General features: G+C 72.8%; 16 protein-coding genes. 8 read left to right on the forward strand and 8 right to left on the reverse strand.

Annotated features, from left to right (window positions below):
• Positions 1-290: 290 nt before the first annotated feature.
• Genes ehuA through ehuB form a run of 4 tightly spaced genes read right to left on the reverse strand, consistent with a single transcriptional unit; the run spans position 291 to position 3,303 of the window.
• Positions 291-1,070 carry an ectoine/hydroxyectoine ABC transporter ATP-binding protein EhuA gene (gene ehuA, locus KZQ38_RS25140; RefSeq protein ID WP_219445055.1) on the reverse strand — a complete coding sequence of 260 codons (780 nt, stop codon included), beginning with the start codon at positions 1,068-1,070 and terminating at the stop codon, positions 291-293.
• Positions 1,067-1,726 (reverse strand): ectoine/hydroxyectoine ABC transporter permease subunit EhuD, encoded by a 660-nt coding sequence (gene ehuD / locus KZQ38_RS25145; RefSeq protein WP_219445057.1) that lies wholly within the window; start codon positions 1,724-1,726, stop codon positions 1,067-1,069. The genes ehuA and ehuD overlap by 4 nt, the downstream gene beginning before the upstream one ends.
• Complete coding sequence (gene ehuC / locus KZQ38_RS25150; protein WP_219445058.1) at positions 1,723-2,391, reverse strand: ectoine/hydroxyectoine ABC transporter permease subunit EhuC; 669 nt, start codon at positions 2,389-2,391, stop codon at positions 1,723-1,725. Before ehuC ends, ehuD begins: the two co-directional genes overlap by 4 nt.
• Positions 2,392-2,403: 12 nt before the next feature.
• Entirely contained in the window at positions 2,404-3,303 is a 900-nt protein-coding gene (gene ehuB, locus KZQ38_RS25155) for an ectoine/hydroxyectoine ABC transporter substrate-binding protein EhuB (protein ID WP_219445059.1), read from the reverse strand.
• A gap of 378 nt (positions 3,304-3,681) precedes the next feature.
• On the opposite strand from ehuB, the gene KZQ38_RS25160 reads away from it, so the two are divergent.
• From KZQ38_RS25160 to KZQ38_RS25170, 3 genes are read left to right on the forward strand one after another with little or no spacing between them, the layout of a single operon-like run.
• Positions 3,682-4,365 carry a response regulator gene (locus KZQ38_RS25160; protein WP_219445060.1) on the forward strand — a complete coding sequence of 228 codons (684 nt, stop codon included), beginning with the start codon at positions 3,682-3,684 and terminating at the stop codon, positions 4,363-4,365.
• Positions 4,366-4,385: 20 nt separating this feature from the next.
• Positions 4,386-4,601 (forward strand): hypothetical protein, encoded by a 216-nt coding sequence (locus KZQ38_RS25165; protein ID WP_219445061.1) that lies wholly within the window; start codon positions 4,386-4,388, stop codon positions 4,599-4,601.
• A 10-nt stretch (positions 4,602-4,611) separates the two neighbouring features.
• Positions 4,612-5,163: an SRPBCC family protein gene (locus KZQ38_RS25170; protein ID WP_219445062.1), complete on the forward strand. Its 552-nt coding sequence runs from the start codon at positions 4,612-4,614 to the stop codon at positions 5,161-5,163.
• On the opposite strand, the gene KZQ38_RS25175 is transcribed toward KZQ38_RS25170, so the two are convergent.
• Positions 5,067-6,521 (reverse strand): peptide MFS transporter, encoded by a 1,455-nt coding sequence (locus tag KZQ38_RS25175; RefSeq protein WP_219445063.1) that lies wholly within the window; start codon positions 6,519-6,521, stop codon positions 5,067-5,069. The genes KZQ38_RS25170 and KZQ38_RS25175 overlap by 97 nt on opposite strands.
• A gap of 203 nt (positions 6,522-6,724) precedes the next feature.
• Here KZQ38_RS25175 and KZQ38_RS25180 point away from each other — a divergent pair, with 203 nt between their 5' ends.
• From KZQ38_RS25180 to KZQ38_RS25195, 4 genes are all read left to right on the forward strand, one after another.
• A complete protein-coding gene (locus tag KZQ38_RS25180) occupies positions 6,725-8,095 on the forward strand; it encodes a HAMP domain-containing sensor histidine kinase (RefSeq protein ID WP_219445064.1) in 1,371 nt (456 codons plus the stop codon).
• Positions 8,092-8,334 carry a hypothetical protein gene (locus KZQ38_RS25185; RefSeq protein ID WP_219445065.1) on the forward strand — a complete coding sequence of 81 codons (243 nt, stop codon included), beginning with the start codon at positions 8,092-8,094 and terminating at the stop codon, positions 8,332-8,334. Before KZQ38_RS25180 ends, KZQ38_RS25185 begins: the two co-directional genes overlap by 4 nt.
• 24 nt (positions 8,335-8,358) lie before the next feature.
• Positions 8,359-8,820 (forward strand): SRPBCC family protein, encoded by a 462-nt coding sequence (locus tag KZQ38_RS25190; RefSeq protein WP_219445067.1) that lies wholly within the window; start codon positions 8,359-8,361, stop codon positions 8,818-8,820.
• A gap of 457 nt (positions 8,821-9,277) precedes the next feature.
• A complete protein-coding gene (locus tag KZQ38_RS25195; protein WP_219445069.1) occupies positions 9,278-9,865 on the forward strand; it encodes a TMEM165/GDT1 family protein in 588 nt (195 codons plus the stop codon).
• A gap of 4 nt (positions 9,866-9,869) precedes the next feature.
• Here the strand turns inward: KZQ38_RS25195 and KZQ38_RS25200 are convergent, their stop codons facing one another.
• Together KZQ38_RS25200 and KZQ38_RS25205 are read right to left on the reverse strand one after the other, a co-directional pair.
• Positions 9,870-10,547, reverse strand: a complete 678-nt coding sequence (locus KZQ38_RS25200; RefSeq protein WP_219445071.1) for a hypothetical protein — start codon at positions 10,545-10,547, stop codon at positions 9,870-9,872.
• Between the two features lie 50 nt (positions 10,548-10,597).
• Positions 10,598-11,548 carry an Acg family FMN-binding oxidoreductase gene (locus KZQ38_RS25205; protein WP_308258584.1) on the reverse strand — a complete coding sequence of 317 codons (951 nt, stop codon included), beginning with the start codon at positions 11,546-11,548 and terminating at the stop codon, positions 10,598-10,600.
• Between the two features lie 373 nt (positions 11,549-11,921).
• On the opposite strand from KZQ38_RS25205, the gene KZQ38_RS25210 reads away from it, so the two are divergent.
• Positions 11,922-13,385, forward strand: a complete 1,464-nt coding sequence (locus tag KZQ38_RS25210) for a DHA2 family efflux MFS transporter permease subunit (protein WP_219445074.1) — start codon at positions 11,922-11,924, stop codon at positions 13,383-13,385.
• A 41-nt stretch (positions 13,386-13,426) separates the two neighbouring features.
• Here the strand turns inward: KZQ38_RS25210 and KZQ38_RS25215 are convergent, their stop codons facing one another.
• Positions 13,427-14,170 carry an SDR family oxidoreductase gene (locus tag KZQ38_RS25215; RefSeq protein WP_219445076.1) on the reverse strand — a complete coding sequence of 248 codons (744 nt, stop codon included), beginning with the start codon at positions 14,168-14,170 and terminating at the stop codon, positions 13,427-13,429.
• Positions 14,171-14,243 lie beyond the last annotated feature (73 nt).

Raw genomic sequence — 14,243 nt, forward strand, 5'->3', positions numbered from 1 at the left:
CGCCCGACCGGGCCGCACCTGACGATCGTCTTGCGATCACCCGGCGGTGCCCCGCCGCGTTCGACCGGGTCCCTCCGGGGCCAGTCGGGTGTGCGCGGGTCGCCGGCCGAGCGCCGTCGTCGCGGGTGGGGGAGTCTGCCGGTCGGGCGTGGGTTACCGGTTGGGCGCCGTCGTCGTGTGCGGGGTGTCTGCCCGGTCGGGCTTGGGGCACCGGTCGAGCGCCGTCGTCGCGGGCTGGGGGAGTCTGCCCGGTCGGGCGAGGAGCCCGCCCGGTCGGACGTGGTCGGCGGTCAGGTCTCGTCGATCACCGAGCGGAGGAATTCCTTGGTCCGCACCTGTTCCGGCGCGTCGAACAGCTGCTCGGGCGGCGCGGACTCGATGATCCGGCCCTCGTTGAACATCAGCACGCGGTCGGACACGTCGCGGGCGAAGCGCATCGCGTGGGTGACGCACAGCATGGTCACGTCGAACGTCCGCGCCACGTCCCGCAGCACGTCCAGCACCTCCGCCGCGAGTTCCGGGTCCAGCGCCGAGGTGACCTCGTCCAGCAGCAGCACGTCCGGGCGCATCGCCAGCGCACGCGCGATCGCCACCCGCTGCTGCTGGCCGCCGGACAGCTGGGACGGGTAGGCGTCGACCTTGTCCCCGAGCCCCACCAGCTCCAGCAGTTCCCGGCCACGCCCCTCCGCCTCGTCCCGGGACAGCCCGAGGACGTGCACGGGTGCCTCGGTGACGTTGCGCAGCACCCGCATGTTGGGGAACAGGTTGTACTGCTGGAACACCATGGTGGTGTGGCGGCGCATCCGGCGCAGGTGCGCCTCGCCCGCGGGCACCAGCGCGTCACCGCGCCGCTCGTGGAACAGCGGAACGCCGTCCACGGTGATGGTGCCGCTGTCGGGCCGGGTCAGGGTCATCAGCATCCGCAGGATGGTGGTCTTGCCCGACCCGCTGGGCCCGATGAGCGTGACCCGCTCGCCCGCGCGGATGTCGAACGACAGGTCGTCCAGCACGGTGGTCGAGCCGAAGTGCTTGCTCACGCCGTCGAAGGAGATGAATCGTTCCCCGGTCATGCGGTTTCCTTTCGGTACCGGCGTTCCAACGCCCGGACCGGCCAGGCGATGAGCAGCGCGGCGGCCAGGTACAGCACGCCCGCGACGGTGATCAGTTCCAGGTAGCGGAAGTTCTGCGCGCCCACGGCCTTCACCACGCTCAGCACCTCGGCCACCGTGACGACGGTCAGCTGCGGCGTGTCCTTGAACATGGCGATGGCGTAGTTGCCCAGCGCGGGCACCACGCGTGGCACGGCCTGCGGCAGCACCACCCTGGTCCACGTCCGGCCGCGGGACAGGCTCAGCGATTTCGCCGCCTCCCACTGCCCGGCGGGCACGCCGTCGATGCCCGCCCGGTACACCTCGGACGTGTACGTGGCGTAGTGCACGCCCAGGCCGATCGCGCCGGTCGCCAGCGGCGACAGCTCGATGCCGACCGCGGGCAGCACGAAGAACAGGAAGAACAGCTGGACCAGCAGGGGGGTGGAGCGGATGAACTCGACCACGAACCCGACCGGCAGGCGCAGCCACGCCCGCTCGGTGCGCCGCAGCAGCGCGAACGCCAGGCCGAGCACCAGGGCCAGCACGTAGCCCAGGACGGTGGCCCACAGGGCGACCACGAGCCCGTCGAGCAGTTGCGGCAGCGCGTCCCACGCCGCCGTCCAGTCGAACGTCACCTCGTCACCTCCCGCGCCGGGGTCCGGCCGAGCCCGGCCGCCGCCCGCCGTTCCACCAACCGGACCAGGCGGGTCAACGCCAGGGCGATCACGCCGTACCCGACGAGCAGGCCCGCGAACACGGCGGCCGTCTCACCGGTCGCCGCGCGCACGATCTGGCCCTGGAAGGTCAGGTCCTGGAGGTACACCAGGGACACCAGCGCGGTCGCCTTCAGCAGCTCGACCAGCAGGTTGCCCATCGGCGGCACCATGGCCACCAGGGCTTGCGGCAGCACGACCAGCCGCATCCGCTGCCAGGGCGTGAAGTTCAACGCCACGGCGGCTTCGAGCTGCGCGGCGGGCACGGACAGCACCGCGCCGCGCACCACCTCCGCGCCGTACGCGCCGATGTTGAGCGCCAACGCCAGCACACCCGCGAACAGCGGTTCCAGTTGCAGGCCCAGCGCGGGCAGGGCGAACACCAACCAGAACAACACGACCAGCGCGGGCAGGCCGCGGAAACCCTCGGTGTAGGCGAACGCGATGCCGCGCACGACCCGCCGCCCGGACAGGCGTGCGAGCCCGGCGGCGAACGCGAACACCAGGCCGAGGGCCGCGCCGAATACGGTGAGTTGCAGGGTGACCAAGAGGCCGTCGAACAGGAGTAGCCACAGACCGGTGGACACGTCGCCTCCCCGTCAGGCCGCGGGGTCCGCGCACAGGCGGGCCGCCGTCAGGTCGGTCATCTCGGCTTCGGTGAACCCGAAGGGGCGCACGATCTCCAGCAGCCGACCGGACCGCTTGAGCACGGCCAGCTCGGCGTTGAACGCGTCACGCAGCCGGGTCTGGTCGGGCCGGAACCCGAAGCCGCCCGCGCCGTACTGCTCGACGCCGTCCAGCACGGGCACGAACGGCTCGGTCAGCTCCAGCGGCGCGCCCTGCCGGGTGGAGAGCGCGTGCCGCAGCGAGATGGCGGTCAGCAGCAGGCCGTCCGCGCGTCCGGCGAGCACGCCGTCGATCCCGCCCGCCTGCGTGGAGAAGGTGAGCGTGCGGTTGGCGGGCACCCCGTACCCGGCCGCGACGTCGGCTTCCACGGCGCCCAGCAGCACGCCGAGCTTGAGGCGGTCGTCACGCGCGAAGTCGTCCAGCGAGCGGATGCGCGTGGTGTCGCCCGCGCGGACCAGGATCGCCTCCGGCGCGTTGTAGTCCGGGTCCGAGAAGATGATCTGCGCGCACCGCGCCGGCGTGATGAACATGCCGGCCGCGATCACGTCGAACAGCCCGGCGCGCAGGCCGGGGATGAGCGACCCGAAATCGGACAGCGCCGGCACGAAGCCGGGCACGCCGAGCCTGCGGAACACCTCCTTGGCGACCTCCGGGGCCTCGCCGGTGAGCCGGCCCTCGCGGTCGACGTAGCCGTAGGGCGCCTCGTTGGCGAACCCGATCCGGACCTCGCCGACGGTGCGCAGCCGGTCCAGCAGGTTGCCGCCGTCGCGCTCGGCGGACAGGTCGACGGTGCCGCACCCGGTGACGAGCGCGGCGCCCAGGCCACCGGCGGCGAGCAGGAACCGGCGGCGCGGTAGGTGGTGGGGAGACACGAAGCGGGGTTCCCAACTTCGACGACAGGACGGTGCGCCCCGTCGGTGCCGGCGGGGCGGACGGGGGCGACCATAGGGCGGACTGTCCTTGGCCGTCAACGCCAACCGCCGCCGACGTCGAATCCTGTTAGGATCAAGTAGGCGTGGATGCGTTGGTGCACAGGGATTTCTCTCATCCAGTCGGCATTTTCAATCCACAGTGGACTTCGTGCGACCCGCTCGGGCGCCTGTGACATTGTTCATGTCACAACGAGGTTTGCGCCGTCGCACCGCCAGTCCACCGGAGGTGGCACAACCTTGCGATCACCTTGCGATCGAAAGGGGTGCCACCCGGATGGGGGAGAATGGTGCCGACCGGGCCAAGGGGATCAACTGGACATGGATTACGCGGTACTGCTGGTCGAGGACGACGAGCACATCAGGCAGGCGCTGGGTCTCGCGCTGGGCGACGAGGGTTTCGCGGTGTCGGACGCCACGTCCGGCGAGGACGCGCTGCACATGCTCGACCACGCGGAGTTCGACGTGGTCCTGCTCGACCTGATGCTGCCGGGTGTCGACGGCCTGGAGGTATGCCGGACGCTGCGCGCGCGTGGCGACCTGCCGATCATCATCGTCACCGCGCGCACCGACACCGCGGACGTGATCGCGGGCCTGGAGTCGGGCGCGGACGACTACGTGACCAAACCGCTGGTCGCGGGCGAGCTGGCGGCACGCATCCGCGCGCTGCTGCGCAGGCGTGGCGGCGGGCGCAAGGACGAGGTTCTGCGGTTCGGCGACCTGGAGGTCCGCCCGGACGTGGGCACGGTGCACCGGGCGGGTGTGGAGGTGCACCTGACGCGCACGGAGTTCCGCCTGCTGGTGGAACTGGCGTCGGCGGCCGGTCGGATCGTCACGCGCGAGCAGTTGCTGCAACGCGTGTGGGGCTACGACTACTTCGGCGACACCAGGCTGCTGGACGTGCACATCCGGCGGTTGCGCCGCAAGGTCGAGCCCGATCCCGACGACCCCAGCCTGGTGGTGACCGTGCGCGGCGCCGGCTACCGGATCGACCCGGACCGGTGACCGCAGAAGACAGGAGGATCATGACCCCGGACGACTTCGCCGAGGACCGGCGCTGCCAGGAGGCCGCCGCGCGGTTCACCGCCGAGTTCGGCGGCCGGCTGTCCCGCGAGGCGGTGACCGGGACCGTGCTGCGGGCCCGCGCGGACCTGGAGGGGCAGGTGGTGCCCGAATCGCTGGACGAGATGCTGCACCGCCTGGCCAAGCACCGCCTGGCCGACATGTGCGCGGCCACGTGAGGGGCCGCGGGTGACCGGCGACCTGCGGGCGACCGCGACCCGCTCGATGCCCGCGGGCGCGGACGTGGTGTTCGACATCGTGACCGACCTGGACGACCTCGCCGCGTGGCTGCCGCCCGGTGTCGAGGTGGAGCGCTACGGCCCCAACCTGCTGCGCATCTGGACCGCCCGCGACGAGGTCGTGGAACGGGCGATCACCGTCGACTGGGACCGGCTGCGGGTCGAGTGGGGCAGCGAGACGACGCCCACCTACGCGGGGCGGCTCCAGGTGCTGCGGACGGCTCCCCGGCACTGCGCCGTGTGCTTCGACGTGACCGGCCCGGCGGGGCTGCCGCACCACCGCCTCGTGGCCTGGGTCGAGCGGTCCCTGACCCGGTTGGCCGTGCGGGCGGGCGCGGAACGCCGCGTCGCGGACGTCCGTCCACTCCGGATGGACGAGCTGACCGCGACGCAGCGCGGCGACGCTCAGCGGACACCGCCCATCAGCCGCCGCACCAGCGGGGTCACCAGCGCCAGCAGCAGGCCGAACCCGATGGCGACCCCGCCGATCACGGCGAAGTAGGGCGTTTCGCGGTCGACCGAGTAGAACTTCGCCAGCGCGCCGGCGGTGGCGGTGCCGAGCGAGATGGACAGGAAGTTCAACGCGACCATCTGGGTGTGGAACGCCTTGGGCGCGAGCTTCGTGGACAGCGACAGCCCGACCGGTGACAGCATCAGCTCGGCGATGCTGAACACGAACAACACGAGCACGAGCATCAGCAGCGGGGTGGAGTTGCGCCCGCCGCCCGCCATCGGCAGGAACAGCAGGAACGCGACACCCATCAGCACGGTGCCGAGCACGAACTTCGCCGGGCTGGACGGCTGCCGGCTGCCGAGCCGGGTCCACAGCGCCGCGAACGCGCCCGCGAGCAGGATGACGAACACCGGGTTGATGGAGTTGGCCCACGACACCGGCATCACCCAGCCGAAGATCGACCGGTCCAGGCGCTGGTCGACGTAGATCGCGACCACCGTGAACTGCTGCTGGAACAAGGCGAAGAACACGAAGCTGGCCAGGAACATCGGCACGAACGCGAGCACCCGCTTGCGCTCCACCGCCGTGATGCGGCGACTGGCGAGGATGACCGCGAAGTACGCCACCGCCGCCACCAGGACGACCACGATGGTGACGTTGGCCAGGTTGTCCGGGCGGATCACGTCCAGCAGCACCAGCACGACGACCAGGACGACGGCCACGACCGCCGCGCCCAGCACCAGCGGTCGCCGCCCGCGCGGCAGCGGGTTGGGCACCACGCCGACCTCGGCGGGCAGCCGCTTGCGGCCGAACGAGTATTGGACCAGGCCCGCGGCCATGCCGATCGCGGCGAGCCCGAAGCCGTAGTGGAAGCCCAGTTCGCTCTGCGCGAGGCCGGTGAGCAGCGGACCGACGAACGCGCCGATGTTCACGCCCATGTAGAACAGCGAGAAACCGGCGTCGCGCCGGTCGTCGCCCTCCTCGTACAGCGCGCCGACGATGGACGTCGCGTTGGCCTTGAGGCCACCGCTGCCCAGCGCCACCGCGCACAGGCCGACGCCGACGCCGAGGAAGCCCGGGAGCAGGGCGAGCGCCACGTGCCCGAACATGATCAGGACGGCGCTGAAGAACAACACCCGCTCGGAGCCCAGCACCCGGTCCGCGAGCCACGCGCCGATGATGGTCGACAGGTAGACCAGGCCGCCGTACGCGCCGACGATGCCGGCTGCGGTCGCCTCGGGCAGGCCCAACCCGCCGTCGGCCGCCGAGTAGTAGAGGTAGATCGTGAGGATGCCCTGCATCCCGTAGAACGAGAAGCGTTCCCACATCTCGACGCCGAACAGGTTCGCCAACGCCCTGGGGTGTCCGAAGAAACCCTCCTTCCGCTGGTGACGCGCGGTCCGCACGGGTCGACCTCCTGCTCCTCGCGGCTCGCTGACCGCGTCGCGTGTTGCTCCGTTCGGACGATGCTCGATCCACCGGACGCCGCGCGCCACCGGGAGCCACCCGGTCGCGTGGGCCGACGGCGTTGCGATCTTCTTGCGATGGGGACCCGGCGGCGGGCGGGTCGGGGCGCGGGCGCGAGAATCGGCGCCGTGGACGTGGACCGATGAGGCCGCTGCGCAAGCCCTCGCTGCGCTGGCGGGTCGCGCTGGTGCTCGGCCTGGGCTCCCTGCTGGTCACCAGCGTGCTGGCGATCGCCGTGTGGAACCTGACCTCGGGCTACCTGCTGCGTCAGCGTGAGCAGAGCGCGGTGCGGCAGGCCCAGGTCAACGCCCGCCTGGTGGACCGCTCGCTGGCCACCGGCTCGACCGGTCTCGGCGAGCTGCTGACCGGTCTCGCCACCGGGCCCGACGCCACCGTGCTGTTGTTCCGGCCCGGCCAGGTGCTCACCAGCGGGCGGCAGGTCACCGCCACCGCGCTACCGCGCGCGTTGCTCGACTACGGGCGCGGTGGTGTGCCGGCGGCGCAGCGGCTGGTGGTCGACGGCGTGCCGGTGCTGGCGGTGGCGCTGCCCATCGACTCGGCCGACGCCGCCTACGTCGAGCTGGCCCCGCTGGCGCAGCTCGACCGCACGTTCCGGTTCCTCAGCGGTGTGCTGGTGGCGGGCACGGTCGTCAGCGGCCTGGTCGGCGTGGCGCTCGGCTCGTGGGCGAGCAGGCGGGCGTTGCGCCCGCTGACCGAGCTGACCAACGCGGCGTCCCGGATCGCGGGCGGCGACCTGCGTTCCCGGCTGCCCGCCCAGACCGACCCCGACCTGACGCCGCTGGCCACCACGTTCAACGCGACCGCCGACGCCCTGGAGCAACGCGTGCTGCGTGACGCGCGGTTCGCGGGCGACGTCAGCCACGAGCTGCGCTCGCCGCTCACCACCATGGTCAACGCCGCCGCCGTCCTGAAGCGCAGGCGTGCCGAGATACCCGGCACGGCGGGCAAGGCGCTCGACCTGCTCACGTCCGAGGTGGACCGGGTCGCCCGCATGGTCGTGGACCTGCTGGAGATCTCCCGCGCCGACCAGCGGGTGGACGACACCGCGCTGGAGCCGATCGACCTCGCCTCGCTGGTGCGCAACGTCGTCGCCGCCCGGCCCGGTCACGCCGTTCCGGTGGTCGCCGACGAGCCCGCGCCGCAGGTCCTCGGCGACCGCCGCCGCCTGGACCGGGTGGTGAGCAACCTGCTGGACAACGCCGAGCGCCACGCCGGTGGCGCGGTGCTGGTGACCGTGCGCGGTGTCGACGGCCGTGCCCGGTTGGAGGTGGACGACGCCGGGCCCGGCGTGCCCGTGGAGCAGCGGGAGCGGATCTTCGAGCGGTTCAACCGCGGTGGGCGCGCGGGCAGCCGGGGCGGCGACTTCGGCAGCGGCCTCGGGCTCGCGCTGGTGGCGCAGCACGTCCAGGTGCACGGCGGCGCCGTCCGGGCCGAGGACCGGCCGGGCGGTGGCGCGCGATTCGTGGTCGAGATACCGGAGGCCGATCGGTGAGAGCGTTCCCCGTCCTGCTGTGCGCGCTGGCCGCGTTGCTGGCCACGGCCTGCGGGGTGACCGCGCAGGACGAGCCGCAGCCGTTGCTGCCGTCGTCGGAGAGCCTCGCGCCGACGCCGACGTTGACGCAGCGTCCCGACCCGACCACGACCACGCCGTCTTCGGAGACCGCACCGGTCACCGGATCTTCAGCCACTCGTCAGGTCGCGTCTCCGCCGCGGCGCGGACGATGGCAGTGACACCGGAGGGAACAGGGGGTAACCGTGCCCGCTCGCGCCCACGACCGCGCGCGGACCGGGCCAGGTCACGCGGCGACCACGTCCGCGCCGGCCGACCCGGACGCCGTCTTCTCGGTCCTCACCGACCTGGACGCGCTGCCCTCGTGGCTGCCGCCGGGCCTGGACGTGGCCCACGCCGCCCCCGGCCGCCTGCGGCTGTGGGTCGCGCACGGGCACTTGGCGCGTGTCGTCGACCGGCGGGTGTCGGTGGACCGCGACGCGCGCCGGCTGGTGTGGGGGGTTGACGGCGAGTGGTGCTCCGGTGAGGTGCGGGTGCGGCCGGCGGGGGCGGGGCGCAGCACCGTCACGGCGCGGCTGGCCGGGCCGTCGGCGGTGGCCGGCGTCCACCCGCGCGAGTGGTTGGAGGAGGCGTTGGCCGGGCTGGTGACGGCGGTGGAGATCGAGCGCCACGTGGTCGCCTGGTGGGCGGGAACCGTGCTCACCTGACCCGCCTGCTCGCCCACCACCCCGCTGCCCACCCCGGCCCACCCTCGGGCTGCTCGACGCAAGCCCCTGCTCGCCCGGGCTCCGGCGCGCCACAGCCCACCCCGGCCAGTCGCAGTCGCGCCGAGCCAGGTGCGGTGCGCCGCAGAACCAGGCGCACCGCGCCCCGGCGAGTCCCGGCCCCGCCCGCCAGCGTGGCTCGGACGGCGCGGGGCACTGCCGCTGTGCGGCCGGTCACGACGGCACAGGCATTCGTCCTGGCCTGGTATGTTGTCCCCGTAACGAAGGGGAGTAGCCCCCAACGTCCCGGTCGACACACTGACCCGTTCACGGGTCCGGCCGGGCGGCCTCGCGGTGGTGCGGGGCGGGCGAGACCTTCGATCCAGGCATACCCGTATGCCGGATCGAGGTCGCGCACGTCCTGGCCTGGTCCGGTTGAGCAGACCAGGAGCACTTGTCCGTGGACGCGGTCGTCGTCAGCACATTCGTCTCGTTCTGGGTCGTCTTCGTCGCCGAACTCGGCGACAAGTCCCAGCTCATGGCCCTCACCTTCGCGACCCGCTACCGGGTCTGGCCGGTGCTGGCGGGCATCACCGCGGCAACCGCGGTCGTCCACCTGGCGTCGGTGGCCATCGGTCACGGCCTCGGCGCGGCACTCCCGACGGGCTGGATCAACGTCGCCGCGGCGATCGCGTTCGTCGGGTTCGGCTTCTGGACGCTGCGCGGCGACACCCTCACCGACGACGAGCAGGCCAAGGCCAACCGCCCGGTCAAATCCGTGGTGATCGCCGTCGGCACCGCCTTCTTCCTCGCCGAGCTGGGCGACAAGACCATGCTGGCGACCATCACCCTGGCCACGGACTACGGCTGGTTCGGCACGTGGGTCGGCTCGACCGTCGGCATGGTCGCCGCCGACGCGCTGGCCATCGTGGTGGGCCGGATGCTGGGCCGCAACCTGCCGGAACGCGTCATCCGCTACGGCGCGGCAGCGTTGTTCTTCCTGTTCGGCATCTGGCTCGGCGTGGAAGCGGTGCTGGCGCTGACCTGAGCACTCACGCGTTGGCGCCCACCAGGGCGGCCGGGGTGTCGACCACGTCGACCGGCGTGCGGCGGACGACGAGCACCGGGCACCGGGCGTGGTGCAGCGCCGTCCGCACCACCGGTCCGGCTTCGGGCGTCACCAGCACGTCGGTGTCCGCGTACCGGGCGATCGCCTCGTGCGGGTGCATCCGCGCCAGCACCGACGTGTGGGGCACCCCGCGCAACACCTCGTCGGCGTGGGCGAGCGGCCACGTCGGGTCGTCGGCACGCACCGGCAGCGGCGGGGCGGCGCGCAGCACGCGCAGTCGCGCACCCCGCCGCGCGGCCAGCCGGGCCGCGCGGCGCAGCACCACGTCGTCGTCCCGCGCCCCGGTGACCAGGGCGGTGACCCGGTGGTACCCGCCACGCACCGCGAACGCCGGACCACGCACCACGACGACGTCGCACGGCGCGCGTTCCACGAGCCACCGCACCAGTCGGGGCGGCCCGCCGGGCGCGCCCGCCACCTGGCCCACCACGAGCACGCCGGCGCGGACGGCGGCCGGGAACAGGTCGCGGCCGGACCGGTGGACCTCCAGGGGCGCGTCGGTCAGCCGGGCGTGCTCGGTGGCCCAGCCCAGGGCGGCGTCGTCGGCCGCCGAGCCGTTGACGACGACGAATACCGGGTCGGCTGTTCGGGGAACGTCCATGTCTCCACCTTCGTGCGCCCCTCCGGCCGCCGGCAGGGCCGGGAGCGGGGTCATGGCCGGGTCGAAAGTCCCGTGTCGCACAGCAGGTCCTCCACGGGCCGCCGCGGTGCGGGCGGCACCGGCGAGCCGAACCCGACCCGCAGCACGGCCTGCGGCACCAGACCACCGCCGAGCGCGCGCCGCAGCTCGTCCCGGACGGGCCGCACCTCGATCGGTTGGGAGAGGAACGACGCGGCCAGCCCGAGCGCCGTCGCGGTGAGCAGCACCCGTTGGAGGGCCTGTCCGGACTGTAGACCAGCTTGCGGCCCGTCGTAGAACGAAGACAGCACGACGGTCAGCGGAGCCGACCCGTGGTCCTCGCCCGGCGGGCGTTCGGCGGCGTGGGAATCACGCAGCACCCACTCGTCCCGGACACCGCCGTCCGCGGTCCACGCCGCCATCTCCGCGCGCACCGCCGGGTCGGCGGCCTGCACGCCGTGCGCCTTGGCGACCAGGCGGTGCACCAGGGCGCGTTCATCGCGGTCGGTCACGACGTGCAACCAGGACCGCTCGCGCTCGGCGGCGTGCACCAGCGCCTGGCGGTGCGCCACCGGCACGGGTGCGTCGCGGAACGGCTCGCGGTTCGTGCGGCGCGCGGGCATCGCGGCGATCAGGGCCCGCGTCCGGTCGTCGAGCGCCTGGCTGCCGCCGCGCCGCACCACGGCCAGCGCGCCGGGGTACTCCGGTCCCGGCAGCAACGTCACCAGGGGGCGGATGCCGTGTGCCCGCAGCGCCAACCTGATGCCGAACAACGCGGCGCCGCAGGCGAGCCGGAGTTCCCGGTCGTCCGGGTCGGTCGCGGGCAGGCGGCGCGCGGGGTCGGCGTGCACCTCGATCCGGTCCCGCTCGACCCGGAACCGCCACGGTTGCGCGTTGTTCAGGGACGGGGCGAGCCCGGCGGCCACCAGCACACCCCGCACCTCGTCCGCGTCCAGTCCCAACGCGCCGGTCACCCCTGCCACCTCGTCACCCCACCCGTCTCGCCCGCACCGTCCCCCGCATCGTCGGTCGGGGTGAGGGCACCGCCACATGGCCTAAAGTCCCTACCGGGCAGGGCCTCTCGGCCGGCACCGGTGAGGGCGGGGTGAACACCCGGCCAACGGCGAATGACAGTCCACAATGGACAAACGCGGGTCGGAGCTTCGCGGTGTGTGGTGGTTCGGCTCCGCACGGTGTCTGTCCACAGTTGATCCGTCACGACAGGTGACGGTGTCGTGACGACACGTTCGCCCTTGGTGGAAAAGGACGTCCGCTGCTTGCGCACCGCGGGTAGGGTTGTCGCGTTCAGGGCGCAGTCGCCCGTCTTCGCGCCCGTATTCCACTGGGGGATTTCGCATGACTTCCGTAGGTGTGCCCGACGCCGTGACGTCGCCACCCGCGCTCAGCCGCAGCGACCGGACGCTGATCGGCGTGTTGTTGGTGGCCACGTTCGTGGTCATCCTCAACGAAACCATCATGGGTGTTGCCCTGCCCGTGCTGCTCGAGGAGCTGCACGTGACCGCCGCGGTCGGGCAGTGGCTCACCGCCGGCTTCCTGCTCACCATGTCGGTGGTCATCCCGGTCACCGGCTACCTGATCCAGCAGGTGCCGACGCGCGTCCTGTACGGCGTCGCGATGACCTTGTTCAGCACGGGCACGCTGATCGCCGCCGTCGCGCCCGGCTTCGCGGTGCTGCTCGCGGGCCGCGTGGTGCAGGCGTGCGGCACCGCCATCATGCTGCCGCTGCTGATGACCACGGTGATGACGCTCGTGCCACCCGCCCGGCGCGGCGCGGTGATGGGCAACATCTCGATCGTGATCTCCGTGGCACCGGCGATCGGGCCGACGGTGTCGGGCGTGGTGCTGGACCTGTTCGGCTGGCGCGCGATGTTCTGGGTGGTGCTGCCGATCGCGGTCGCCGCGCTGCTGCTCGGCGTGCGCCGGGTGACGCGCATCGGTGAGCCGACCGGCACGCCGATCGACGTGGTTTCGGTGGTGTTGTCCGTGTTCGGGTTCGGTGGCCTGGTCTACGGCTTGTCCAGCATCGGCCACGCGGGCGGGACGTCCAGCGCCGTGCTGTGGGTGTCGCTCGCGGTGGGCGTGGCGGGTGTCGCGGCGTTCGTGTTGCGCCAGGTGTCGTTGCAGCGGCGGGAACGCGCTTTGCTGGACCTGCGCACGTTCGCGTTCCGCATGTTCACCTTCACCAGCGTGCTGATGATGGTGATGATGGCGTTGCTGCTGGGCGCGGCGACGGTCCTGCCGATCTACCTCCAGAGCGTGCTGCGGTTCGAACCGCTCACCACCGGCCTGCTGATGCTGCCCGGTGGTCTGCTGATGGGCCTGCTGTCGCCGTTCGTCGGCCGCCTCTACGACCGGGTGGGCCCGCGCCCGCTGCTGGTCGTCGGCACGATCGCGACGAGCGCTTCGCTGTGGTTCGCGGCCGGTTTCGACACGGAGACGCCCGGCGTGCTGGTGCTCGCGTTCCACCTGGCGCTCAGCTTCGGCCTGGCGTTCTCGTTCACGCCGCTGTTCTCGTCCGGCTTGGGCGCGTTGCCCGCGCGGCTCTACTCGCACGGCAGCGCGATCTTCAGCACCACGCAGCAGTTGGCCGCCGCGGCGGGTGTGGCGTTGCTGGTGAGCGTGATGAGCGCGCGGGCGGCCGACCTGGGTGCGGCCGGCGAGCCCGCGGTGGCCGCTGAGATGGGTGGCGTGCACGCGGCGTTCCTGCTCGCGGCCGTGCTGTCGCTGCTGACCGTGGCGGGCGCGTTCACCATCCGGCGCGGCAAGACCGCGGACGGGCCGGTCGACGCCCACGTGTGAGGTAGGAGCGGCGGCCGGCCCCGGTCGGCCGCCGCTCGGCGTCACCGCCGCGTGGCGAGCCACTCGTCGAACGTCGTGGGCGCGATCCGCGCGTCCGGGCCCGGCAGCAGCACGTCGCCCGCCATGTCCGGCCCGAACAACCCGCCCCAGGTCGGCACCAGCCGCACGGTCCGCCCGCGGGCCTGGTGGGTACGGCGGGCCATGTCCACCATGTCCTGCGGTTCCGGCCCGGCGACGTCGACGTGCCGCCCCAGGGGCCGACCCACCGCGACCTCCGCGAGCACGGCCGCCACGTCGGCGGGCGCGATCGGCTGCAAGAGCAGCGGCGCGATGGTGGCCACGCCGTCCTGCTCGGTCCAGCTCGCGACCATCTCGGCGAAGTCGTGGAACTGGGTGGCGGGCACGATCGTCCACGGCACCGGCCCGGCCGCGACCAGGCTTTCCTGCTCCCGCTTCCCCGCGTAGTGCGCGTTGCCCCGCACGCGGTCCAGACCCGCGATCGAGAGCAGCACGTGGTGCCGCACGCCCGCCCGCTGCCCGGCGGCCAGCAGGTTGCGCGTGGTCGTGCCGAAGTACGCCACCGTCTCCTCCCGGTCCGCGGGCGGCGCGCTGATGGCGTCCACCACCGCGTCCACACCGGCGAGCGCGTCGTCCAGCCCGGCGCCGGTGGCCAGGTCCACCCCCAGCGACCGGCTGATCCGCACGGCCTCGTGACCGGCCCGCTCCAGGGCGGCGACGGTGAGCGCGCCGATGTTGCCGGTGGCCCCCGCGACTGCGATCCGCATGGTTGATCCGTCCCCTTCCGACTCGATGCACGCACGCTATCTCGGACTAAACAGATCCGCAATATCCCCGTTA

The sequence above is a fragment of the Saccharothrix obliqua genome (assembly GCF_019375475.1).
GTDB classification, from domain to species: Bacteria; Actinomycetota; Actinomycetes; order Mycobacteriales; family Pseudonocardiaceae; genus Actinosynnema; species Actinosynnema obliqua.

Bases quoted from the DNA above. Each gene is read 5' to 3' on its own strand.
- KZQ38_RS25160 (WP_219445060.1), top strand. From the start codon at position 3,682: ATGGATTACGCGGTACTGCTGGTCGAGGACGACGAGCACATCAGGCAG.
- KZQ38_RS25210 (WP_219445074.1), top strand. From the start codon at position 11,922: ATGACTTCCGTAGGTGTGCCCGACGCCGTGACGTCGCCACCCGCGCTC.
- KZQ38_RS25180 (WP_219445064.1), top strand. From the start codon at position 6,725: ATGAGGCCGCTGCGCAAGCCCTCGCTGCGCTGGCGGGTCGCGCTGGTG.
- KZQ38_RS25215 (WP_219445076.1), bottom strand. From the start codon at position 14,170: ATGCGGATCGCAGTCGCGGGGGCCACCGGCAACATCGGCGCGCTCACC.
- ehuA (WP_219445055.1), bottom strand. From the start codon at position 1,070: ATGACCGGGGAACGATTCATCTCCTTCGACGGCGTGAGCAAGCACTTC.
- KZQ38_RS25165 (WP_219445061.1), top strand. From the start codon at position 4,386: ATGACCCCGGACGACTTCGCCGAGGACCGGCGCTGCCAGGAGGCCGCC.
- KZQ38_RS25200 (WP_219445071.1), bottom strand. From the start codon at position 10,547: ATGGACGTTCCCCGAACAGCCGACCCGGTATTCGTCGTCGTCAACGGC.